Source organism: Burkholderia sp. AU45251 (genome assembly GCF_030482905.1).
Classification (GTDB): Bacteria; Pseudomonadota; Gammaproteobacteria; order Burkholderiales; family Burkholderiaceae; genus Burkholderia; species Burkholderia aenigmatica.
Genome location: NZ_JAUJQH010000036.1, coordinates 25,390 through 47,882 on the forward strand (window position 1 = coordinate 25,390; position 22,493 = coordinate 47,882).

Annotated in this window: 17 protein-coding genes; 12 read left to right on the plus strand and 5 right to left on the minus strand. The window is 65.5% G+C overall.

The genetic code is table 11. The annotated features are described in order from the left end of the window. The first annotated feature begins 478 nt into the window (after nucleotides 1–478). The 3 genes from QZM67_RS36565 to QZM67_RS36575 are packed head-to-tail and all read left to right on the plus strand — an operon-like array spanning nucleotide 479 to nucleotide 6,626. A complete protein-coding gene (locus QZM67_RS36565) occupies nucleotides 479–2,671 on the plus strand; it encodes a hypothetical protein (protein WP_301810960.1) in 2,193 nt (730 codons plus the stop codon). Between the two features lie 26 nt (nucleotides 2,672–2,697). After that, the gene (locus QZM67_RS36570) at nucleotides 2,698–4,164 is read left to right on the plus strand and encodes an oligosaccharide flippase family protein (RefSeq protein ID WP_301810922.1); all 1,467 of its coding nucleotides are present in this window, start codon (nucleotides 2,698–2,700) and stop codon (nucleotides 4,162–4,164) included. Further along, nucleotides 4,161–6,626 (plus strand): glycosyltransferase family 4 protein, encoded by a 2,466-nt coding sequence (locus QZM67_RS36575; RefSeq protein WP_301810924.1) that lies wholly within the window; start codon nucleotides 4,161–4,163, stop codon nucleotides 6,624–6,626. Before QZM67_RS36570 ends, QZM67_RS36575 begins: the two co-directional genes overlap by 4 nt. Nucleotides 6,627–7,126: 500 nt before the next feature. On the opposite strand, the gene QZM67_RS36580 is transcribed toward QZM67_RS36575, so the two are convergent. Then, a complete protein-coding gene (locus QZM67_RS36580; RefSeq protein WP_301810925.1) occupies nucleotides 7,127–8,302 on the minus strand; it encodes an acyltransferase in 1,176 nt (391 codons plus the stop codon). 217 nt (nucleotides 8,303–8,519) lie between these two features. On the opposite strand from QZM67_RS36580, the gene QZM67_RS36585 reads away from it, so the two are divergent. Together QZM67_RS36585 and galU are read left to right on the plus strand one after the other, a co-directional pair. After that, complete coding sequence (locus QZM67_RS36585) at nucleotides 8,520–8,663, plus strand: hypothetical protein (protein WP_006479318.1); 144 nt, start codon at nucleotides 8,520–8,522, stop codon at nucleotides 8,661–8,663. Between the two features lie 230 nt (nucleotides 8,664–8,893). Beyond that, nucleotides 8,894–9,781 (plus strand): UTP--glucose-1-phosphate uridylyltransferase GalU, encoded by an 888-nt coding sequence (galU, locus tag QZM67_RS36590; RefSeq protein ID WP_034185830.1) that lies wholly within the window; start codon nucleotides 8,894–8,896, stop codon nucleotides 9,779–9,781. Nucleotides 9,782–10,192: 411 nt separating this feature from the next. Here galU and QZM67_RS36595 read toward each other — a convergent pair whose 3' ends face one another. Beyond that, nucleotides 10,193–11,311 carry an acyltransferase gene (locus QZM67_RS36595; protein ID WP_301810927.1) on the minus strand — a complete coding sequence of 373 codons (1,119 nt, stop codon included), beginning with the start codon at nucleotides 11,309–11,311 and terminating at the stop codon, nucleotides 10,193–10,195. A gap of 257 nt (nucleotides 11,312–11,568) precedes the next feature. Here QZM67_RS36595 and QZM67_RS36600 point away from each other — a divergent pair, with 257 nt between their 5' ends. The 3 genes from QZM67_RS36600 to QZM67_RS36610 all read left to right on the plus strand — a co-directional run bounded on the left by QZM67_RS36600 (nucleotide 11,569) and on the right by QZM67_RS36610 (nucleotide 13,112). Next, the gene (locus QZM67_RS36600) at nucleotides 11,569–12,018 is read left to right on the plus strand and encodes an HU family DNA-binding protein (RefSeq protein ID WP_011355701.1); all 450 of its coding nucleotides are present in this window, start codon (nucleotides 11,569–11,571) and stop codon (nucleotides 12,016–12,018) included. Continuing rightward, complete coding sequence (locus QZM67_RS36605; RefSeq protein ID WP_301810929.1) at nucleotides 12,018–12,170, plus strand: hypothetical protein; 153 nt, start codon at nucleotides 12,018–12,020, stop codon at nucleotides 12,168–12,170. Before QZM67_RS36600 ends, QZM67_RS36605 begins: the two co-directional genes overlap by 1 nt. A gap of 129 nt (nucleotides 12,171–12,299) precedes the next feature. Then, complete coding sequence (locus tag QZM67_RS36610; RefSeq protein WP_301810932.1) at nucleotides 12,300–13,112, plus strand: AadA family aminoglycoside 3''-O-nucleotidyltransferase; 813 nt, start codon at nucleotides 12,300–12,302, stop codon at nucleotides 13,110–13,112. 139 nt (nucleotides 13,113–13,251) lie between these two features. On the opposite strand, the gene QZM67_RS36615 is transcribed toward QZM67_RS36610, so the two are convergent. From QZM67_RS36615 to QZM67_RS36625, 3 genes are all read right to left on the minus strand, one after another. Continuing rightward, nucleotides 13,252–13,725 carry a VOC family protein gene (locus tag QZM67_RS36615; protein ID WP_301810933.1) on the minus strand — a complete coding sequence of 158 codons (474 nt, stop codon included), beginning with the start codon at nucleotides 13,723–13,725 and terminating at the stop codon, nucleotides 13,252–13,254. A gap of 389 nt (nucleotides 13,726–14,114) precedes the next feature. Further along, nucleotides 14,115–15,275: a porin gene (locus tag QZM67_RS36620; RefSeq protein WP_301810935.1), complete on the minus strand. Its 1,161-nt coding sequence runs from the start codon at nucleotides 15,273–15,275 to the stop codon at nucleotides 14,115–14,117. A gap of 403 nt (nucleotides 15,276–15,678) precedes the next feature. After that, nucleotides 15,679–16,614 carry a YihY/virulence factor BrkB family protein gene (locus tag QZM67_RS36625; protein WP_175025322.1) on the minus strand — a complete coding sequence of 312 codons (936 nt, stop codon included), beginning with the start codon at nucleotides 16,612–16,614 and terminating at the stop codon, nucleotides 15,679–15,681. Nucleotides 16,615–16,755: 141 nt separating this feature from the next. Here QZM67_RS36625 and fdnG point away from each other — a divergent pair, with 141 nt between their 5' ends. The 4 genes from fdnG (at nucleotide 16,756) to fdhE (ending at nucleotide 22,420) form a co-directional block, all read left to right on the plus strand. Next, a complete protein-coding gene (gene fdnG / locus QZM67_RS36630) occupies nucleotides 16,756–19,827 on the plus strand; it encodes a formate dehydrogenase-N subunit alpha (protein ID WP_301810938.1) in 3,072 nt (1,023 codons plus the stop codon). Nucleotides 19,828–19,837: 10 nt separating this feature from the next. Then, a complete protein-coding gene (gene fdxH, locus QZM67_RS36635; RefSeq protein ID WP_043177545.1) occupies nucleotides 19,838–20,752 on the plus strand; it encodes a formate dehydrogenase subunit beta in 915 nt (304 codons plus the stop codon). Then, the gene (locus tag QZM67_RS36640) at nucleotides 20,749–21,375 is read left to right on the plus strand and encodes a formate dehydrogenase subunit gamma (protein ID WP_039370262.1); all 627 of its coding nucleotides are present in this window, start codon (nucleotides 20,749–20,751) and stop codon (nucleotides 21,373–21,375) included. Before fdxH ends, QZM67_RS36640 begins: the two co-directional genes overlap by 4 nt. Before the next feature lie 109 nt (nucleotides 21,376–21,484). Then, nucleotides 21,485–22,420 carry a formate dehydrogenase accessory protein FdhE gene (gene fdhE, locus QZM67_RS36645; RefSeq protein WP_175025324.1) on the plus strand — a complete coding sequence of 312 codons (936 nt, stop codon included), beginning with the start codon at nucleotides 21,485–21,487 and terminating at the stop codon, nucleotides 22,418–22,420. The last annotated feature ends 73 nt before the right edge of the window (nucleotides 22,421–22,493 follow it).

Consider the following 22,493-nt stretch of genomic DNA (forward strand, 5'->3'; position numbering starts at 1 on the left):
CGCGGCGTGAGCCGGGGCGTGTCGCACATCCGATGCGTAAACGTGAACGTAATGCATGCCATTAAATGAAATATCGAATCGAAATCGATTCTAGGGAAAAGAAATCGGTAAAAAAACGCGTGTCATTTATCTGATGGAAAACATTCAAATGCCGATTATTCCGGTCGCGGAATGAAAGGTTGCCGCTCGGACAGCCCCGACAGGCGGCGCGAGGCGGCATTTTCTACAGACTGGAAAGCGAAAGGCGGTCGTTATTGCCGCTTTTGAGCGTCTTTTCGACCCTGTTCCGGCTCGATATTTCAGGCGGAAACATCCCCAAATATTTCCAAATTTCTTGTGATTATTTTTGCTTGTAACCTGCATCGCGACGTTTGAAACCCATTTAGCGACAGGACGGTCGGGCGGCCATGCGCCGTGGTCCCGGTCGCTTACGCATCGAGTCTGGAGAAGCGCATTGCGACGTCTGATTCTGGTAGGCATGACGGTAGGTGCGGCGCTGCTGGCGAGTGCCGCATCGGCCGAAACGGTGTTGCCCGCGACGACGTCGTGGATCGGCAACACGTTCGGCTATGGCGACGGCAGCTGGACGCAGATCGACATCCGCGCGATCGCGGTGACGCCTGACGGCAAGGTGTATACGAATGCGCCGTGGGATGAGAGCGGGGCCGAGGCGAGCGTCTACCAGGACGGGAAGATGCTCGGCTTCGCCGGCGGCACGCACGGCTGGGGCAACCTCGGCGGCAGCGCGATCGCCGTGAACGGCAAGTACGTGTACGTCGCGATCGGTGTCGGCAACGAGCGCGGCCACCTGCAGTCGCCCGGCATCTGGCCGGACAAGGGCAAGCAGTGGTTCGGCATCTCGCGCCGCACGATCGGCGACATGAAGCAGCCCGCGCCGTTCCGCGCGGCGCCGCAGGTGGCGCCGGGCGGACGTGCCGATGCCGGCCGCGCGCGGATGGCCGCGAGCTTCATGATGATGAACGAGGTGCCGGCGCCCGCGCGCTCGGAAGTGGGCGAGCAGAAGGCGGAAGTCGGCGGCCTCGCGGCCGACGACAAGACGCTGTTCGCGACGAATCCGTCGCGCGACGCGGTGGACGTGTACGACGCGGAGACGATGCAGCAGAAGGGCACGTGGAGCGTCCATGAGCCGGGCCGCATCGCGCTCGCGGGCGACGGCACGCTATGGCTGCTCACGGACACGATCAACGGGCCCGCGCATCTGGTGCACGTGCGTGCCGACGGCCGCAAGCTCGACGACGCGCCCGCGCTGCCGGAAGGCACCGATGCGGTGGATGTGGCAGTCGACGCGAAAGGGCGCGTGCTGGTCGCGGACAACGGGCCGCGCCAGCAGATCCTGGTCTTCTCGAAAGGCGGCAAGGGCTACGCGCAGTCGGGAACGCTCGGCGAGCGCGGCGGTATTTTCGCGGGCCCGGTGCCGGGCCGGCCGGGGCCGCAGCGTTTCAACGGGCTGACGGGCGTCGGCGTCGACCGTGCGGGCAACATCTATGTGTCGATGAACGGCATCGGGCCGCGTCACGCCACGATCGGCGCAGGGCTCGGCGCGGTGCTCGACAGCTACACGCCCGACGGCAAGCAGCGCTGGCAGGTGCAGGGGCTGCTGTTCGTCGATGGCGCATGGCTCGACCCGGCGCGGCCGAACAGTGTGTACACGGGCAACAAGCGCTTCGAGCTCGACCTGTCGAAGCCGCCGGGCCAGGACTGGAAATACGTCGGCTTCCTGTCGAACCGCTTCAAGTATCCGGACGACCCGGTGTTCCATACGGACCAGTGGCCCGGCATGCCGATCGCGCGTCGCCTCGACGGCCGCACGTTCCTGTACCTGACCGACATGTACGCCGATCACCTGAAGATCTACCGCTTCGACGCGAAGCGCGACGGCGAAGTCGCGATTCCGTCCGGGCTGATCGCGGGCCGTGCGCGGCCGGTCGACAACGTGCCGAACAAGCCGCCGGGCGGCGACTGGCTGTGGCGCGATGCGAACGGCAACGGCCGGCTGGATGCCGACGAGTTCACGATCAACACGACCGGCAAGGCGAAGGCGGGCGGCTGGGGCTGGTGGGTCGACACGAAGGGCGACATCTGGCGCACCAGCGACGTGCGCGGGATCCACCGCTTCCAGTACGGTGGCATCGACAAGGCCGGCAACCCGATCTACTCGTACGACAAGGTCACGACCTACCCGATGCCGCAGCCGTTCACGCAACTGCGCCGCTCGATCTACGACGCGCAGACGGACACGCTGTACGTGACCGGTTACACGGCCGATGCACCGCCGCAGCCGGGTATCAACAAGGAAGTGGGTCGCGTGCTGGTGCGCTTCGACAAGTGGTCGACGGGCTCGCCGGTCGTGCGCTACCAGGTCGCGCTGCCGTGGCAGCTCGACGCGAAGCCGATCTTCGACCTGATCGGGCTCACGGCCGAGGGCCGCTACCTGTTCGGGGTGGAGCCGGTCGGCAAGATCCACGTGTACGACAAGGAAACCGGCAAGGAAGTGGGCGTGATGAGCCCGGGCACGGAGGTCGGCAAGGCATCCGGCTGGGTCGACGTGCCATTCGGCATCAGCGCATTCCGTCGCGAGAACGGCGAGTACCTCGTGTTCGTCGAGGAAGACGCGCGCGGCAAGGTGCTGATGTATCGCTGGAAACCGTGACGAGCGGTGTCACACAAGGCAGAAGCATGGACAAAGGCATACTCAAGAACGTTTCGATCAACTTCATCGGGCTGATCCTGCCGACCTTCGTGTCGCTGGTGACGGTGCCCGCCTATATCCACGCGCTCGGCGTCGAACGCTACGGCGTCGTCAGCCTCGTGTGGACGCTGATCGGCTATTTCGGGATCCTCGATCTCGGGATGAGCATGGCGGCGCAGAACCACATCTCGAAGGCGCTCGCGAGCGGCAACGCCGACGAAAGCGCACGCGTGTTCTGGAGCGCGTTCTGGCTGAACCTCGGCACCGGCATCGTGGGCGGGCTGCTGATCTATTTCGGCGCGTTCATCTATACCGCGTACTTCACGAAGGTGTCGGCGGCGATGCAGCACGAGGTGTATCTCGCACTGCCGTGGCTTGCGCTCGCGATTCCGCTCGCGAACGTGTCGTGGGTGTTCGCCGGCGCGATCAACGGCGCCGAACGCTTCGGCGTGTTCAACACGAACCAGACGATCGGCACGTTTCTGTTCCAGTTGCTGCCGCTCGGCGCCGCGTGGTGGATCGCGCCGAACCTGCAGACGGTGCTCGCCGCGGCGGTCGTCGCGCGCCTGGTCGCGGCGGCGATGCTCGGTCACGCCAGCATCAAGGTGCTCGGGATCCGGCGCATCGATCCGCCGCAGTGGGGCACCGCGAAAGGGCTGTTCAACTTCGGCGGCTGGATGCTGATCGCGAGCACGACGAGCATGATCGCCGACACGCTCGACCGCGTGATGCTCGGCGCCGGCATGGGTGCGAAGTTCGTCACTTACTACACGGTGCCGCAGAACCTCGTCACGCGCCTGAACATGCTGCCGAACGCGCTCGTGCGCACGCTGTTCCCGCGCCTGTCGGCCGTCGGTCGAGACCACGCGGACACGCTCGCGCGCCAGTCGCTCGAATTCCTGAACGGCGTGTTCACGCCGGTCGGCATCGTCGCGATCTTCGCGCTCGCGCCGTTCCTCACGTTGTGGGTCGGCTCGGATCTCGCCGCCCATTCGGCGCCGGTCGGCCGCGTGCTGGTGATCAGCGTGTGGCTGGTCGGCCAGGCGAGCGTCACGCGAATCCTGATCCAGTCGCAGGTCAACCCGGCCCGCGCGGCGTTCGCCGGGCTCGTCGAGATGCCGTTCTTCGTCGGCGGCCTGTGGTACGGCATCCATCACTTCGGGCTGATCGGCGCGGCGGTGGTCGTCGCGGCGCGCGCGCTCGTCGACTACGGCGTGCTGCTGTATCTGTCGGCGATCCGGATGCGCGCGATCGTGCTCGACATGCTCGCGCACCTCGCGTTCCTGCTGGCGAGCCTGTTTCTGGCGCAAGCGTGGCCGGGGCTCGTCGAGTCGATCGGCATGTGCGCGGTCGTGCTGCTGTTGAATGTTGCGTGGTCGCTCACGATGACACCGGGGTTGCGTGCGCTGGTGCGCGACCTGTTCGTCCGTCTCAATGCGAGGAAAACTGCATGAATCGCGATCTGGCGGAACACGCCGTATTGAATCTTGCCACCGCCGATGCGGCCGTGGCCGAAGCGGGCGATGCCGCCGCGCTGCGCCGGTCCGTGCCGGCCGAACGCGCCAGCGCGCGCCATGCGTCGCGCACGCTGCGCGTGGCGATCGTCCACGACTGGCTCGTCACCTATGCGGGCGCCGAGCGCGTGCTCGAACAGATCGTCGCGTGCTTTCCCGACGCGGACCTGTTCAGCCTCGTCGACTTCCTCGACGATCGCGCGTTCGTGCGCGGCAAGCCGGTGACGACGTCGTTCATCCAGAAGCTGCCGTTCGCGCGCACCAAGTACCGCAGCTACCTGCCGCTGATGCCGCTCGCAATCGAGCAGCTCGACGTATCGGAGTACGACCTGGTGATCTCGAGCAGCCACGCGGTCGCGAAGGGCGTGCTGACGGGGCCGGACCAGGTGCACATCAGCTACGTGCATTCGCCGATCCGCTATGCGTGGGACCTGCAGCACCAGTACCTGGAGCAGTCGAACCTCACGCACGGGCCGAAATCGCTGCTCGCGCGGATGATCCTGCATTACATCCGCAACTGGGACACGCGCACCGCGAACGCGGTGGACGGTTTCGTCGCGAACTCCGCGTTCATCGCGCGGCGCATCAAGAAGGTCTATCACCGCGACGCGGCGGTGATCTTCCCGCCGGTCGACGTCGACGCGTTTTCGCTGAATGCGGAGAAGGAGGACTTCTACCTGACCGCGTCGCGGATGGTGCCGTACAAGAAGATCGACCTGATCGTCGAGGCCTTTTCGCGTACGCCCGAGCGCAAGCTCGTCGTGATCGGCGAGGGCCCCGAGATGCAGAAGATCCGCGCGAAGGCCGGCCCGAACGTCGAGATCATGGGCTACCAGCCGTTCGCGGTGCTGCACGACCGGATGCGGCGCGCGAAGGCGTTCGTGTTCGCGGCCGAGGAGGATTTCGGGATCTCGGTCGTCGAGGCGCAGGCGTGCGGCACGCCGGTGATCGCGTACGGGAAGGGTGGTGCGCTCGAAACCGTGCTCGACCCGCAATCGAACCTGAACCCGACCGGGCTCTTTTTCGACGAACAGACGCCGCACGCGATCGTCGCGGCCGTCGACGATTTCGAGCGCGCGCCGCAGCGCTTCACGCCGAACGCATGCCGCACGAATGCGGAGCGATTTTCTGCCGATAAATTCCGCCGGCGCTTTCTTGATTATGTGGAAGCGGCGCTGCCCGGCTCGACCGCGCAGCGCGGCACGGCCATCGCGCCGATGCCGGCCGCGCGCGGCCCGGCGACGCTCGTGCTCGACCAGAGCGGTGTGCTCGGCGGCGCCGAGCTGTCGCTGCTCGAGATCATGAAGCACATGCGCGCGAACGCCGACGTGCTGCTGTTCGACGACGGCCCGTTCCGCGCGGCGCTCGACGAGATCGGCGCGCGCGTCGACGTGGTCGACCAGGGCTCGCTCGCGGGCGTGCGCAAGCAGGGCGGCGTGTCGGTCGGCGCGGTGAAACAGCTCGTGCGGCTGGTGCGCGACGTCGCGCGGCGCGCGCGCCGCGCCGAGGTGATCTACGCGAACACGCAGCGTGCGATGGTGGTCGCCGCACTGGCCGGGCGGCTCGCCCGCAAGCCGGTGGTGTGGCACCTGCGCGACATCGTCAGCACCGACCATTTCGGCAGCAAGCAGTTGCTGGCGATCAAGTACTGCGCGCGGCTCGGCGTCACGCGTGTGATCGCGAACTCGGACGCGTCCGCGCAGGCGTTCCGCACGCTGACGGGCTTCACGCCGCAGCACGTCGACGTCGTGTTCAACGGCATTTCGGCCGAACCGTTCGATGCGCTGGAAGGCGTCAGCCAGGCCGCGCTGCGCGCGCGGCTGGGGTTGCCCGAGCACGCGTGGCTCGTCGGCTCGTTCAGCCGTCTCGCGCACTGGAAGGGGCAGCACGTGCTGCTGGAGGCCGCCGCGCGGCATCCCGACATGCACGTGGTGCTGGTGGGCGCACCGCTGTTCGGCGAGGACGAATACGCCGCGCAGTTGCGCGAATACGTCGCGCGGCACGGGATGGGCGGGCGCGTGCATTTCCTCGGGTTCCAGCGCGACGTGGCCGCGTGCATGACGGCGGTCGACGTCGTCGCGCACACGTCGATCACGCCGGAGCCGTTCGGGCGCGTGATCGTCGAGGGGATGCTCGCGCGCCGGCCGGTCGTCGCGGCCCGTGCGGGCGGCGTCGTCGAGATCATCGAAGATGGCGACAACGGGCTGCTCTGCGCGCCGGGCGATGCGACCGCGCTGGCCGATGCGCTGGATACGCTGAAGCGCGACGGCGCGCTGCGCGAGCGGCTCGTCGCGAGCGGGCGCGCGACGGCGGTACGCCGGTTCGGCACCGAAACCTACGTGGAGCGGGTCGAGAAGATCCTCGCGGATACGGCGAAGGCCGCGAAGGCGAAGAAGCAGTAGCCGGCGCGAGCCGGCGGGAAATGGGCCCTCATGCGGCGGTGCGCTGCGTGGGGGCTTTGTTTTTTGGCGCCGGGGGCCTTTGTCGGGCGGGTGGTGGGCAGGTTGTCGCGTGCGGTGTAGGGCGCGTGCTTGACCGGTCGTCAGTTGGAAGGGCGCGGTTGGTGACGCGAGAAGGCGATGCCAAGAGGTGACGCAAGAGGGTGACGCCAGAGGGTGACGCCAGAGGGTGATGCCAGAGGGTGATGCCAGAGGGTGATGCCAGAAGGCGATGCCAGAAGGCGATGCCAGAAGGCGATGCCAGAAGGCGATGCCAGAAGGCCGCGCCCAGGCAGTCCCCGTGGTGAAAGTCGGTCGAGGACGGCTCATGCGGGCCGTAGCGCGGCCCGATGCCGGAAGGCTATCCCATCACGCCAACCCGGCATACCAACGCGCTCAGGCCATGAAAAAGCCCCCGCGCGGCGGGACGCCGCGCGGGGGCTCGGGAAAGCGGACCTGTCGGGTCAGACGGCCCGTTCGGGCGCCGGCGTGACGACGCGAGCGGGTCGGGTCGGCTTGAAGCTGGCCGACCATGTCATCGCGGGCCGTTCGAACATCCGGTAGAACAGGTACGCGACCGGGATCGCGGCGGCCATGAACGCGAACGACGGCCAGATCGACAGCTGCAGCTCGGAATGGAACAGCACCGAGCCGAGGCAGACGAACAGCGGCAGGTGGATCAGGTACAGCGAGTAGCTGAAGTCGCCGAACCAGCTCAGCACGCGCAGCGGCGGCGTCGGACGCGGCGGGCGGGCAAGCGCGCGGTACAGGAAGCACGCGAAGCCGGCGGACCAAAGCTGGAACGCGCCGTACTGACCGAAATGGAACGCGCCGCAGCCGGCGGCGAGCAGCACGGCGGCCGCGCCGTACCACGCGCGCGACGGCACGGTGGCCGCGCCGCGCGCCTGCTGCGCACGCACGTCGGCGATCCACGCGCCGATCGTCCAGGACAGCCAGTACGACGTGAAGAACTGCAGGTCATGCCGTTCGAGCAGCCACGCCGACGCGACGTTGACGAGCGCGACCGCGGCCACGACCGCCGGCATGCCGATGCGCCGGCGGATCGCGAACAGCAGCGGATAGATCGCGTAGAACTGCACTTCGAGCGACAGCGTCCACAGCGCGCCGTTCGACCCGTACGTGTAGCCGGCGACGCCCTGCAGCGAGAACAGGTTCACGAGGAACGCGATCAGGCCGACGTCGCGGATCTTGTGGCTGACCGGCTCGATTTGCAGGCTGACCGAGTCGAGCGCGAGCGTAAACAGCAGCGCGGCGAGCAGCACCGGGTAGATGCGCGCGAACCGGCGCACCCAGAAGTTCGGCGCGTCGAGCCGGTACGCGGGATTGGCCGAGAGCTTGAGCGCCGCGTTGCGGTGGATGCAGTAGCCGCTGATCACGAAGAAGATCGGCACGCCGGCGGAGCCCCACGCGAACGGGAAGGTCAGGTAGCCGGCGATCGCGCTCGGGGTGAGCGCATGACCGTAAGCGTGATGGAAGCTCTGCATGCCGACCCAGACGACCTGGCGGCAGTGGAAATAGGCGACGAGCAACGCCGCGAAGCCGCGCATCGCGTCGATCACGTGTTCCTTGTGGTCGGCGACGGGCGGCGCGGTCAGAGACGATCCGCTGAAAGCTTGCATGCGATTCGATTCCTTGCGACGGATGGACGGGAAGTTTCATCCAATCGTAATGCGCAAGAATTCGATCAATGAATAAAAAAATCTCGCCGGGAAATATCGGAATTCCACATCATGGTTTTATCGCGTTCCGAAAGCGGTTCCGCGAGGCGGGTCAATTATTTGCCGATTTTTTTCTGATAGTTTGAAGCTCCAGTTGATTGATGCAAGGAGCGGCAAGATGGACATGCATTGGATCGCGAGCGCTGCAGTACTGCTGGTCATGGCCGTGCTGTCGGCGTACCGCGAGGCGCTGAAGAACGAACCGATTCGCCCGGGGCTCGAACGGGGCGGCGTGCCCTATATCGAGGAATTCGAATCGTAAGAATTTGTATCTGGAAAATCGGTAATTTGTTTCTGATTCGATACTCGGTTCGGCAATATCGACCGGGTTGAAGGGATTATATTTTTTCCGGAATCATTGGGCAATCAGTCCATATCGAAAATGAGCGGAGTCGAATTGGCAGTACCGTCGATTCTCGATATGCCGTTCGGAACACAATCGCGCCGGGTCGCTGGTCGACGCGGCGTAGTCAACGCAATCAGGATGCGAACATGTTGAAAGTCACCAAGGCCGTGTTCCCCGTTGCCGGTCTCGGCACGCGGTTCCTCCCGGCAACGAAGGCGAGCCCGAAGGAAATGTTGCCCGTCGTCGACAAGCCGCTGATTCAGTACGCGGTCGAGGAAGCGATCAACGCCGGTATCACCGAGATGATCTTCGTCACCGGGCGCAGCAAGCGCGCGATCGAGGATCACTTCGACAAGTCGTACGAGATCGAGGCCGAGCTCGAGGCGCGCGGCAAGGAAAAGCTGCTGGAGCTCGTGCGCGGCATCAAGCCGAGCAACGTCAACTGCTTCTACGTGCGCCAGCCGGAAGCGCTTGGCCTCGGCCACGCAGTGCTGTGCGCGGAGAAGCTGGTGCACGGCGAACCGTTCGCGGTGATCCTCGCCGACGATCTGCTGCACGGCGAGCAGCCGGTGCTGAAGCAGCTCGTCGACGTGTTCGACCACTATCACAGCTCGGTGATCGGGGTCGAGACGATCGCGCGCGAGGACAGCCGTTCGTACGGCGTCGTCGAAGGCCGCGAATGGGAAGAGGACGTCATCAAGCTGTCGGGCATCATCGAGAAGCCCGCGCCCGAGGATGCACCGTCGAATCTCGGCGTGGTCGGCCGCTACGTGTTCATGCCGACGATCTTCGATCACCTGCGCAAGCTCAAGCCGGGCGCCGGCGGCGAGCTGCAGCTGACCGATGCGGTGCAGTCGCTGCTCGCGAACGAGCAGGTGCTCGCGTATCGCTACTTCGGCACGCGCTTCGACTGCGGCAGCAAGATCGGCTATCTCAAGGCCACCGTCGAGCTCGCGCTCCAGCATCCGGAAGTGAGCCGCGAATTCGAGGCCTACCTGCGTACCTGCTTGCCCGCGCTGGCTGCTGTCGCCTAAGCAGCTGCGCGCTCCGTTGTTTCAGGTGGTGGTTGTTCCGTTGGCCCCGGCCGCTCGCGCGCCGGGGCTTTTTTGCGTGTGCGGGTGCCGGGTGCGTGAGCGTGGTGCGCGCCGTCGGCGAGTTTGCGGTGGCGGGTTTGCTTCGAGAGCGGTGCTGCGTGTGGCGCAGGGCGCTCTGACAAGAACGCGCGTCACGCCTGAAACCGGTGCCGCGGCGGGCGAGACCGGGCGACCGGATCGGCGGTTCTTCAATTGCGAATTGCGCGATGCACATCGACGCTCGTGACCGCACCGGTTCTGCCGACGCCGGTCGCCGACGCGACACCTCGCTCACTGCGCATCAGCGTCAGCGTCCGGGCGTGGCCGGTATCGCGGTTTTCCCGCTCGATCGTTGCCGCGTCGGCGTGGCGTTCAACGCGCCGACGTGCTCGGCCGCGCGACGAAATGCCGGGCCAGCCTCGCGGCGACCGGCTTCTTGAAGTCGAGCAGCCGCTTTTCAAGATAGCGCCAGGACAGGTGCGCGAGCAGCACGGCGAGCGCGAACTGCAGCATCTCGGATAGCGCTTCGCGGGCGATTTCCGGTATGGCCACGTGCGCGATGTGTGCGGGCAGCAGGCCGAAGCGCGCCGGAATCAGGTTGTGGAACAGGTAGAAGCCGTAGCTGATCGTGCCGAGATAGACGAGCGGCGCCCAGTCGAGCAGCGCCACGACGGGGTGCTCGGGTTCGCTGACGATCCACAGCAGCAGTGCGCCGAGCGATGCGGACAGGCCGAGATCCGCGAGCCCCGCGATCGCGTCGGGCAATGCCGTGCAAGCGGGCAGCACGAGGAAGAACACGACGCCTGCCGCGCCGAGCCAGCCGGGCGGAATCCGCCGCAGGACGGCCGCGCCGCGATCGGCGAGCGCCATCGCGCCGACGCCGCCGAGCGCGATCAGCGCGAAATTCCACGGCGAAAACGCATAGATCAGCACCGGCGACGCGTCGGACAGGTAGAGCGCGAGATGCGCGACCGCACACAGCGCGATGGCCGCGATGCCGAGCGCGACGTGTCGCGCGGCGGGCACCGCGAGCAGCGCGAGCGGTGCGATCAGATAGAACTGCTGTTCAACCGCGAGGCTCCAGAAGTGCGACGTGGAGCCCGGCCAGCCGTCCTTGACGACGCCGATCCAGTAATTCGACAGGAACACCGCGTGCCACGCGAGCCCGAGGTTGACGCCGCGCTGGTAGAACAGTGCGTGCGCGATCGCGAGCGCGGCGAGCAGCAGGTAATACACGGGAAAGATCCGCAGCGCGCGCTTCGCGAGGAACAGCGCGAGCGCATGGCGGCGCGTCATGGTGCCGCACTCGACCGCCTGACGATTGCGATGCAACTCGCCGACGATCAGGAATCCGCTGATGAGGAAAAACGTCCACACGCCAAGCTTGCCGACGTCGACGGCAAGGACATGGCCCTTGTGGGACAGGAAAACGAGGATGACGGCGAGGGCTCGCAGGCCGTCGAGTCCTTTGACGTATCTGGCTTCGCGCATGGCGGCATCCGAGCATTGAGCGAGCCCAGTATAGGTGCGCAAATATCGAACGTAATTCGCATTTGGGTGCCTACGTGAAGGCGTTTTCTGATGCTGGAGCGTCGATGAAATCGGTCGCATGCAAAAAAACCTGCGGGAAACCCCGTGAAAACGCACAAAAGTACTCCACGAAGCGTCAAGGCGCTTGTAGAATCCGGCGTTGAAGCGCGCGCGTTGCACGCTTCGTGTATCCAACGACCACACCTGGTAGGAGAAACATGGCGACTTCCGCAAAAAAGGTGGCCAAGAAGGCTGCCGCACCGGCCACCAAGAAAGTGGCTGCCAAAAAGGCTGCGCCCGCGAAGAAAGTAGTGGCCAAGAAGGTTGTCGCGAAGGCGGCACCGGCCGCTCCGACGCCGCTGAAGGACAAGTTCACGAAGGCATCGCTCGCAACGCACATCGCTGAGCGCGCAGCTGTCGAAGTGAAGGCGGTCAAGGCAGTGCTCGTCGCACTCGAGAACGTCGTGCTGGGCTCGGTCCACAAGAAGGGCGCGGGCGAGTTCACGCTGCCGGGTCTGCTGAAGATCACGGCACAAGTCGTGCCGGCGAAGAAGAAGCGCTTCGGCAAGGATCCGTTCACGGGCGAAGAGCGTTGGTTCCCGGCGAAGCCGGCCAGCGTGCGCGTGAAGGCACGTGCGCTGAAGAAGCTGAAGGACGCGGCAGCGTAATGCTGCGCAACGGCGCCGAATGCATGTCGGCAGCCGTTGCGATGTCCGACGATCCCCGTACGCGAAAGCGTGCGGGGATTTTTATTGCGCTGCGCCAATCGCGCGGCAGCAACCGTGAAGCAGCGCAAGGGCGCATGCCCGTCGACGCGTGACGCACGCGGGATGACGTGCCGCGCATGCGCGATGACGAACGGCAATCCTCGTCCGTGCTCGCGGTCGATCCGTCGCGGCCCGTCACGCTCGCTGCACGTGTTGCGCGGACATCGCGAGACACACGCATCGTGACTGACTCCATTCCCGACGAAATCGCGGTGCAGGTTGCCGCCGCATGCGACACGATCGAGCGGCATTTCGGCACGGCGCTGAAGGCGATCCACCTGTTCGGATCGGCGCTCGATGGTGGACTGAAGCCGCGCAGCGACATCGACCTGCTGGTGACGGTGTCGGCCCGGCCCGACGACTCGACGCGGCGTGCGCTGATGCTCGACCTGCTCGCGGTATCGGCGCCGCCCGGTCGCGCCGACGGCCTGCGCGCACTGGAAGTGACCGTCGTCGCGCACGATGAAGTCGTGCCGTGGCGTCATCCGGCGCGGCGCGAACTGCAGTTCGGCGAGTGGCTGCGTCGCGATCTCGAAGCCGGCATCGTCGAACCGGTGCTCGCCGATCACGATCTGGCGATCCTGTTGACGAAGGTGCGACAGCACAGTGTCGTGCTGGCCGGCCCGTCGGCCGCCACGCTGCTCGAGCCGGTGCCCGCGCACGATTTTGTCGCCGCGCTGCTGGCGACCGTTGCGCAGTGGAATGTTGAACCCGACTGGCGCGGCGACGAGTGCAACGTGGTGCTCGCGCTCGCGCGTATCTGGTACAGCGCCGCGACCGGCAGGATCGCGCCCAAGGACGTCGCCGCGGCATGGGTGCTGGCGCGCCTGCCGGACACGTACCGGCCGGTCGTAGCGGCGGCGCGCGCCGCCTATCTCGGCGGCGAGGAAGACGCGGCGATCCTGTCGGGCGAACCGCTCGCCGCATTCATCGGCCATGCGCGGCGGACCGTCGAATCGATGCTGTCGACGTCGCGACAGATGCCGCGAACGTGATCGGCTAGCGGGCGACACCGATGAGGATCACGAGTCCTTACCCGGCAGCCGCACACGCACACGCATGCCGTCGAGCCGGACGTTTGTCGGCGGCCCGGCGCGTCATCGCGCAGGCGCTGTTGCCGTGCGGCGTGCTTCGTCAGCCCGCCGTACCGGCATAGGCGGCTTTCAGCGCGGCGTCGTCGAGCTTGATCATCTGCATCATCGCGGCGGCCACGCGCGCAGCCTTGACCGTGTCCCGGTCGGACACCATCGGGATCAGCGCTTCCGGAACGATCTGCCACGAGACGCCATAGCGGTCTCTCAGCCAGCCGCAGGCGTCGGCCGTGCCGCCGTTGTCGAGCAGGGTGCTCCAGTAGCGGTCGAGTTCCGCCTGGTCGGCGCAACTGACCAGCAGCGAGATCGTGTGGTTGAACGTCTCGGTGCGCGGGTGGCTCATCGCGAAGAACGGCTGCCCGAACAGCTCGAACTCGACCATCCGCGTGCCGTCAGTGCCGGGCACCGCCGTGACGCGCACGATGCGCGAATCCGGAAAGATGCCCGCATAGAAGGCGGCCGCTTCTTCGGCTTCCGCCGCGTACCAGAGGAAAGGCGTGATCTTCTGAATCGTCATGGCGTATCTCCTGTCTGTATGGGCCGGGGCGCACATCGCGTGCCGACCTCGATACGACGGATGAAGGCCGTCGAAATCGACACGCCGGGGCGAACGGCCGTCGCACCGGATTCGTGGCACCGACAGTGCGGATGGTAGTCGTCCGGCGCGCACACAGCGAGGGAAGCCGGCATCGGGAAAGCGCGTTTCCGGCGCATGGCAGCCGTCAGGCGCCGCTGCCGGCCGATGGACATGCCATCGTGTTCGGCGATCGACCGTCGGCCGCTGCAGGCCGTGCCGGCCCGCGGGCGACGGACGAAAAAAAAGCCAGCCACGGCCGAAACCGATGACTGGCTTTCCAGTTCGGCGACAAGGCGTCGGAGACGCCTTGCACGCCGGGTACGTCGTTTTTAGAACTTGTGGCGCAGGCCGAGTGCGACCAGCTCTTGCGAGCTCTTGCCGGCGATACCGTACGAGCCGATCGACGCTTGCGCATCGCTGCCGTCTGCGTTCTTGCCGCTTGCGTGCTGGTACGCGCCAACCAGGTAGACGTCCGTGCGCTTCGACAGCGAGTAGTCCGCGCCAAGCGAAACCTGGTGGTACTTGCCGTTGTTGTCGCCGTTACCCTTCGTGTAGATGTAGCCGAGGCCCAGCAGCAGCGGTGCCGATGCCTGGTACGTCACGAATGCGCGACCGGTGTTGTACTTCTGGTTCGTGCCGAACACCGAATTGGCATCCGACTTGTACTGCGCGTTGCTGTAGCCGAGGCCGAACGTCACCGGGCCGAATGCGTACTGGCCGGCCACTTGTGCGATGCCGATCGACGACGACGACGTGAATGCATTGTTGATGAACGTCGTGCCCGGATCGCCGTCGAAGATTGCGTCGGACGAACCGGCCCAGCCGGTACGCTTGCCGGCGGTGATCGGAGCCGAGTTGTTCGCGTGGAAGTAGCCAGCGGCCAGGCCGAGCGGGCCGTTGTTGTAGGCTGCTGCCGCTGCCCACGTCTGGCCGCTGCCGGTTGCGCCGGCAACGCCGCCGAATGCGTACATTGCTTCGACTTGCAGGCCTGCCCAGACCGGCGACGTGTACTTCACTGCGTTGCTGACGCGCAGGCTGTTGTCGTTGTTGTCGACGTCGCCCGGCGTGGCGAACACGCTGCCGAAGTAGTTGTCAGCCGTGACTGCCTGAACCATGTCGACGAGCGGGTCATATTGACGACCCAGCGTGACCGTACCGTACTGGTTGCTTTGCAGGCCGACGAATGCCTGGCGACCGAACATGCGACCACCCTGGCCCAGTGCGCCCGATGCCGAGTTGAAGCCGTTTTCCAACTGGAAGATCGCCTTCAGGCCGCCACCGAGGTCCTCGGAACCCTTCAGGCCGAAACGGCTGCCTTGCAGGTTGCCGCTACCCATCGACCACGAATTGTTGCCTTGACCTGCGTTACCGTGAACATAGGTGATCGACGTGTCGATCACGCCGTACAGCGTCACGCTCGACTGGGCCTGAGCAGCGCCGGCGGCGCCCAGCAGGGCGAGCGAGAGGGTCGAGAGAGCAAGTTTCTTCATCGTTGAGTTTCTCCACGCAAGTGATTCATCGTTATTTGTTGCGGATTGGAGAATAGCTCAGTGCCATAGACGCAAGAAAGCTTAAAAAATAAAGTGTCTCGAAAAGGTAACAGCGTGAAAAAGTCCATATATATCAAGCACATCAACGACTGTTCCTGTTTTTGAAATAGTTGACAATTGCTGCGACGCGATTGTTTCAATAGATGATACGCATGGCAGCATCTCGCCTGTTTCGGCCCGTTGGCGCACGAAAACAATGGCTTGCAAACGTTTGCGATTGCGGCGACGAATGCGCGGTCATGCAAAGCGCGCATCAACGCCACGCGAATGCGTGGCGGGCAGCGTGGTTGCAACGACGCGGGCAGGTGTGCGGGGGTGTGCGGCGGTGCGGCGAAGGGGCGGGTCAGTCGTCGCGCAGGCGATCGGTGGGGCGATCGGCTTGCGCGGAAGCGGCCGGTGCGGTGGTGCCGGCGAGCCGATGTGCGTTGCCGCGCGCCGCCGCGAATTCCGCGCCGAGCAGCAGCACGATCGCGGAGAAGTACAGCCACATCAGCAGGACCGCGAACGATCCGGCCGCGCCGAATGCGCTGGCCGTGCCCGCATGTGCGAGGTACAGCGCGAACAGCTTCTTGCCGCCGGAGAACAGGATCGCGGACACGATGCCGCCGATCGCAGCGTCGCGCCACGCGACGCGCGCATCGGGCAGGAACTTCATCAACGACGCGAACGCGGCCGCGAGCACCGCGATGCCGACGAAGAACTGCACGAGGTTCGTGACGATCACGTACGGCGAATTGCCCAGCAGCCAGGTGCCGACGAACGTGATCGCGGTGTCGAGCACGAGCGACACGATCAGCAGGAACGCGACCCCGAGCACGAGCCCGAACGAGATCAGCCGCACGCGCACGAGCCCGAGCATGCTCGACCAGCGATTTTCGGTGGCCGGCCAGATCACGCTGAGCGCGGCGCTGAGCGACGCGAAGGTGGCCGACGCGCCGATCGCGAGCGCAGCGAACGAGATCAACGTGGCGAGGCCGCCGCGCTCGCCCGCGCGGTGCGCGTTCTGCACGATCGTCTGGATGCTGGCCGCCGCGTCGTCGCCGATCAGCTGGTGCGCCTGTTCGAACACCTGGCCGCGCGCGGCATCGTCGCCGTAGAACCAGCCCGCCACCGCGATGACCATCACGAGCATCGGCGCGAGCGAGAACGCGGAGAAAAATGCGATGCCCGCGGCCATCGCGGAGCAGCGGTCGGACGAGAAGCGCTTGAACGCGGTGAGGGCCCAGTTGGCCTGTTGTTGCGCGAGACGGGTGGCTTCGGAGGTGATCTGTCGTTTCATGACGGTTCGGTTGTGCGCGGAACGCGGATCATCGTTGGTAATCAGACAATTCAGTATTGATCCGAGGATTCGAACATAGTTGCGCGAACTGTCTATAATTCCTTTCAGTTTCCCCACCCCCACAATAAGCCGAGACCAGCCATGCTACAAATGTCCCGGCGCCAGTTCCTGAAGGTGACGGCTACGTCGCTTGCCGGATCGAGTCTAGCCCTGTTGGGCTTCTCTCCATCCGAAGCGCTCGCCGAAGTCCGACAGTACAAGCTGGCGCGCACAGTCGAAACGCGCAACACCTGTCCTTACTGCTCAGTGGGTTGCGGCATCCTGATGTACAGCCTCGGAGACGGCGCGAAGAATGCGCAGCCGAGCATCATCCACATCGAAGGCGATCCCGACCATCCCGTCAATCGCGGCACGCTGTGCCCGAAGGGCGCGAGCCTGATCGACTTCATCCACAGCCCGAGCCGCCTGACGCACCCCGAGTATCGTGCGCCCGGCTCGGACAAGTGGGAACCGATTTCGTGGAATGACGCGCTCGACCGCATCGCGAAGCTGATGAAGGCCGACCGCGACGCGAACTTCGTCGAGACGGCGGAAGACGGTGCGAAGGTCAACCGCTGGCTCACCACCGGCATGCTGGCCGCGTCGGCGGGCAGCAACGAGGTCGGCTACCTGACGCACAAGACTGTCCGCAGTCTCGGGATGCTCGCATTCGACAATCAGGCGCGTGTCTGACATGGCCCGACGGTGGCAGGTCTTGCCCCGACGTTTGGCCGTGGAGCGATGACGAACCATTGGGTCGACATCAAGAACGCGGACGTGATTCTCGTGATGGGCGGCAATGCAGCCGAGGCCCATCCGTGCGGTTTCAAGTGGGTGACGGAGGCGAAGGCGCACCGCAAGGCGCGGCTGATCGTCGTCGACCCGCGCTTTACGCGTACGGCCTCGGTGGCCGATTACTACGCGCCGATCCGCACGGGCACCGACATCGTCTTCCTGGGCGGCGTCATCAACTATCTGCTGACGAACGACAAGATCCAGCATGAGTACGTGAAGAACTACACGGACTTCTCGTTCATCGTGCGCGAGGATTTCGCGTTCAACGACGGCATCTATTCCGGCTACGACGCGGAGAAGCACGCGTACCCGGACAAATCGAGCTGGGATTACGAGCGCGGCGACGACGGCTTCGTGAAGGTCGACCCGACGCTGCAGCATCCGCGCTGCGTGTACAACCTGCTGAAGCAGCACTACGCGCGCTATACGCCGGACATGGTCCAGCAGACGTGCGGCACGCCGAAGGAGAAATTCCTGAAGGTGTGCGAGATGCTCGCGACCACCGCCGTTCCCGGCCGCGCCGGCACGGTGCTGTATGCGCTCGGCTGGACGCACCACTCGATCGGCGCGCAGATCATCCGCACCGGCGCGATGGTGCAATTGCTGCTCGGCAACATCGGCATCGCCGGCGGCGGGATGAACGCGCTGCGCGGCCACTCGAACATCCAGGGGTTGACCGACCTCGGGCTGATGTCGAACCTGCTGCCGGGCTACATGACGCTGCCGATGCAATCCGAGCAGGATTTCGACGGCTACATCAAGAAGCGCGTGCAGCTGCCGCTGCGGCCGAACCAGTTGAGCTACTGGAAGAACTACAAGGCCTTCCACGTGAGCTTCATGAAGTCCTGGTGGGGCGACGCGGCGACCGCCGAGAACAACTGGGGCTACGACTACCTGCCGAAGCTGGACAAGCAGTACGACCTGCTGCAGGTGATCGAGCTGATGAATGCCGGCAAGATGAACGGCTACATCTGCCAGGGCTTCAACCCGCTTGCGGCGTCGCCGTCGAAGGTGAAGACGGCAGCCGGCCTCGCGAAGCTGAAGTGGCTCGTGATCATGGATCCGCTCGCGACCGAAACTTCCGAGTTCTGGAAGCATCACGGCGACTACAACGACGTCGATGCGTCGAAGATCCAGACCGAGGTGTTCCGTCTGCCCACCACGTGCTTTGCGGAGGAAAACGGTTCGCTCGTGAGTTCGAGCCGCGTGCTGCAATGGCACTGGAAGGGCGCGGAGCCGCCGGGCGAGGCGCGTAGCGACCTCGAGATCATGTCGGGGCTGTTCCTGCGCATGCGCAAGATGTACCAGAAGGACGGCGGCAAGTATCCGGATCCGATCGTCAACCTGACGTGGCCGTATGCGAACCCGGAAAGCCCGACACCCGAAGAGCTCGCGATGGAGTTCAACGGGAAGGCGCTCGCCGATCTGCCCGATCCGAAGGATCCGGCCAAGACGCTCGTGAAGAAGGGCGAGCAGCTGGCCGCGTTCGCGCAGTTGAAGGACGACGGCACGACCGCGAGCGGCTGCTGGATCTTCTGCGGTGCATGGACGCAGGCCGGCAACCAGATGGGGCGGCGCGACAACTCCGACCCGACCGGCATCGGCCAGACGCTGAACTGGGCGTGGGCGTGGCCGGCGAACCGGCGCATCCTGTACAACCGCGCGTCGTGCGACGTCGCCGGCAAGCCGTTCGACCCGACCCGCAAGCTGATCGGCTGGAACGGCAGCGCGTGGAAGGGGGCCGACATCCCCGACTTCAAGGTGGACGAATCGCCTGAAAACGGGATGGGGCCGTTCATCATGAACCCGGAGGGCGTTGCGCGCTTCTTCGCCCGCGCAGGGATGAACGAAGGTCCGTTCCCCGAGCACTACGAGCCGTTCGAGACGCCGCTCGACGCGAACCCGCTGCACCCGAACAACCCGCAGGCGCTGAACAACCCGGCTGCCCGCGTGTTCCCGGACGACCGCGCGTCGTTCGGCAAGGTGGCGGACTTCCCGCACGTGGCGACGACGTACCGGCTGACCGAGCATTTCCACTACTGGACCAAGCATGCGCGGCTGAACTCGATCATCCAGCCCGAGCAATTCGTCGAGATCGGCGAAGACCTCGCGAAGGAAGTCGGCGTCGCGCATGGCGAGCGCGTGAAGGTGTCGTCCAAGCGCGGCTACATCATCGCGGTCGCCCTCGTCACGAAGCGGATCAAGCCGCTGACGGTCGACGGCAAGAAGGTTCAGACGGTCGGCGTCCCGTTGCACTGGGGCTTCAAGGGTCTGACGAAGCCCGGCTATCTCGCCAATACCCTGACTCCGTCCGTGGGCGACGGCAACTCCTATACACCGGAATTCAAGTCGTTCCTGGTGAAGGTCGAAAAGGCGTAAGGGGGAAGAGATGGCATTGCAATCGCTGGATATCAAACGCGTCTCGGCCACCACGACGCCACCGCCCACGGTGCGCGAACCGGTGACCGGGAGCGTCGCGAAGCTGATCGACGTATCGAAGTGCATCGGCTGCAAGGCATGCCAGACGGCATGCATGGAGTGGAACGACCTGCGCGACGAGGTCGGCACCAACGTCGGCGTGTACGACAACCCGGCCGACCTGACCGAGCATTCGTGGACGGTCATGCGGTTCTCCGAATACGAGAACCCGGCGGGCGACCTCGAGTGGCTGATCCGCAAGGACGGCTGCATGCACTGCGAGGATCCGGGCTGCCTGAAGGCGTGTCCGTCGCCGGGCGCGATCGTGCAGTACAACAACGGGATCGTCGATTTCCACGAGGAGAACTGCATCGGTTGCGGCTATTGCGTGACCGGTTGCCCGTTCAACGTTCCGCGGATCTCGAAGAAGGATCATCGCGCGTACAAGTGCACGCTCTGTTCCGACCGCGTCGCGGTCGGCCAGGAACCGGCCTGCGTGAAGACCTGCCCGACGGGCGCGATCGTGTTCGGCACGAAGGAGGACATGAAGCAGCACGCGGCCGAGCGGATCGAGGACCTCAAGGAGCGCGGCTTCGAGCATGCGGGGCTGTACGACCCGCAGGGCGTCGGCGGCACGCACGTGATGTACGTGCTGCACCACGCGGACAAGCCGTCGCTGTACCACGGGCTGCCCGACAACCCGTCGATCAGCCCGATGGTGAAGCTGTGGAAGGGCATCGCGAAGCCGCTCGCGGTCGCCGGTATCGCGCTGACGGCGCTCGCCGGGTTCTTCCACTACGTCAGGGTCGGCCCGAACGAGGTGAGCGACGAAGAGGAATCGGCCGCGCGCGACGAGGCGCGACGCATCAAGGAGGACGCGAAATGAAACACGACGACCCCAACCTGATCGTCCGCTACTCGGCGAACGAGCGCACGAACCACTGGATCACCGCGATCACGTTCGTGCTGCTCGCGCTGTCCGGGCTCGCGCTGTTTCATCCGTCGATGTTCTGGCTGACCGCGCTGTTCGGCGGCGGCCAGTGGACGCGGATCCTGCATCCGTTCGTCGGCCTCGTGATGTTCGTGTCGTTCGCGATCCTGGTGGTGCGCTTCTGGCACCACAACGCGCTCGACGCGGACGACCGGCAGTGGCTCAAGCAGATCGGCGACGTGCTGACCAACCAGGAAGACAAGCTGCCGCCTGTCGGGCGCTATAACGCCGGGCAGAAGCTGCTATTCTTTACGCTGGTGGCGTGCCTGCTGCTGCTCCTGCTGTCCGGAGTCGTGATCTGGCGGCGCTACTTCTCGTTCTACTTCCCGATCGGGGTGATCCGCGCGGCCGCTGTCGTGCATGCCGTGGCGGCCTTCGTGCTGATCGCGAGCATCATCGTGCACATTTACGCGGCGTTGTGGGTGAAGGGCTCGATCGGCGCGATGGTGCGCGGCACCGTCACGCTGGGCTGGGCTCGCAAGCATCACCCGAAGTGGTTCCGTGAAAGCGTGAAGTAACGCACCGGAGCGGGGCGGCTCGCCGATCACGGCGGGCTGCTCCGATCCTTCGCCGGAACCGCCCGAAAGCGCCGATGCGTCGGCGCTTGTTTTTTTGGAAGACATTTTTGTGACACAACGCATCCTAGAGCCGACCGAGATCTCGGCCCTCGATCATTCGGCCATCCCGCGCTTTCGCCTGCCGGAGCGCGCCACCGCGTTCTCGGCCCGCGCCGCGCGGCTGCGCAAGCTGGCCGACCTGAACCCGATCAGCGGCTACCTGCGGCTGATGGCCACCGTCGCCGATGCGCAGCACGCGACGCTGCAAACGCTCGAACTGCCGCTGCCGTCGAAGGAAGCGATCGCGCGGGCGCAGCAGCATTCGATGCCGCTCGTGCCGGCGCTCGACGGCGAGCGCGATCCGCGCTGGCGTGCCGTGCTGTACGAACTGCTCGACCGCGTCGACGGCGCCGGGCTCGTCAACCCGTCGCTCGCGAAGCTGCTCGACCGGCTGCGCCTGATGGCGCCCGCCGAACTCGACGCGCAGGCCGACGCGATCCTCGCGCTGCGCTTCGCGGAAGTCGACCCGGCCACCGCGCCGTTCCTGATGGCCGCGCTGCAGGTCGTCTGGACCGATCTCGCCAGCCGTGTTGCGCCGGCCGACGTCCCGTATCTCGACCAGCCGGGGCTGTGCCCCGTGTGCGGCACGCATCCGGTCGCGAGCGTCGTGCGGGTGGGCGGCCAGTACCAGGGCTACCGTTTCCTGCAATGCGGGCTGTGCACGACCGAGTGGCACATGGTGCGCACGAAGTGCTCGCACTGCGATTCGACGAAGGGCATCGCGTATCACGGGATCGAAGGCGGCAGCGAAGCCGTCAAGGCCGAATCGTGCGACGAGTGCAAGACTTATCGCAAGATCGGCTATCAGGAGAAGGACTACGAGTTCGAACCGCTGGCGGACGATCTCGCGAGTCTCACGCTCGACCTGCTGATGAACGAAGCCGGCTACCAGCGCAGTTCGCCGAACCCGCTGCTGTGGCCGGATGTTTCGCGGGAAGCAGAGTGACGACACGGGGCCGGAGGCGGTGCGTGAGCGCCGGCTTCGGCCGACTGCGAAGCATGAGACTGGAGCCACCACG

Coding starts and splice junctions, on each gene's coding strand:
- galU (WP_034185830.1), top strand. CDS start 8,894: ATGTTGAAAGTCACCAAGGCCGTGTTCCCCGTTGCCGGTCTCGGCACG.
- QZM67_RS36580 (WP_301810925.1), bottom strand. CDS start 8,302: ATGCAAGCTTTCAGCGGATCGTCTCTGACCGCGCCGCCCGTCGCCGAC.
- QZM67_RS36625 (WP_175025322.1), bottom strand. CDS start 16,614: ATGAAACGACAGATCACCTCCGAAGCCACCCGTCTCGCGCAACAACAG.
- QZM67_RS36575 (WP_301810924.1), top strand. CDS start 4,161: ATGAATCGCGATCTGGCGGAACACGCCGTATTGAATCTTGCCACCGCC.
- QZM67_RS36600 (WP_011355701.1), top strand. CDS start 11,569: ATGGCGACTTCCGCAAAAAAGGTGGCCAAGAAGGCTGCCGCACCGGCC.
- QZM67_RS36595 (WP_301810927.1), bottom strand. CDS start 11,311: ATGCGCGAAGCCAGATACGTCAAAGGACTCGACGGCCTGCGAGCCCTC.
- QZM67_RS36620 (WP_301810935.1), bottom strand. CDS start 15,275: ATGAAGAAACTTGCTCTCTCGACCCTCTCGCTCGCCCTGCTGGGCGCC.
- QZM67_RS36585 (WP_006479318.1), top strand. CDS start 8,520: ATGGACATGCATTGGATCGCGAGCGCTGCAGTACTGCTGGTCATGGCC.
- QZM67_RS36605 (WP_301810929.1), top strand. CDS start 12,018: ATGCTGCGCAACGGCGCCGAATGCATGTCGGCAGCCGTTGCGATGTCC.
- QZM67_RS36570 (WP_301810922.1), top strand. CDS start 2,698: ATGGACAAAGGCATACTCAAGAACGTTTCGATCAACTTCATCGGGCTG.
- QZM67_RS36565 (WP_301810960.1), top strand. CDS start 479: ATGACGGTAGGTGCGGCGCTGCTGGCGAGTGCCGCATCGGCCGAAACG.
- QZM67_RS36640 (WP_039370262.1), top strand. CDS start 20,749: ATGAAACACGACGACCCCAACCTGATCGTCCGCTACTCGGCGAACGAG.
- QZM67_RS36615 (WP_301810933.1), bottom strand. CDS start 13,725: ATGACGATTCAGAAGATCACGCCTTTCCTCTGGTACGCGGCGGAAGCC.
- fdxH (WP_043177545.1), top strand. CDS start 19,838: ATGGCATTGCAATCGCTGGATATCAAACGCGTCTCGGCCACCACGACG.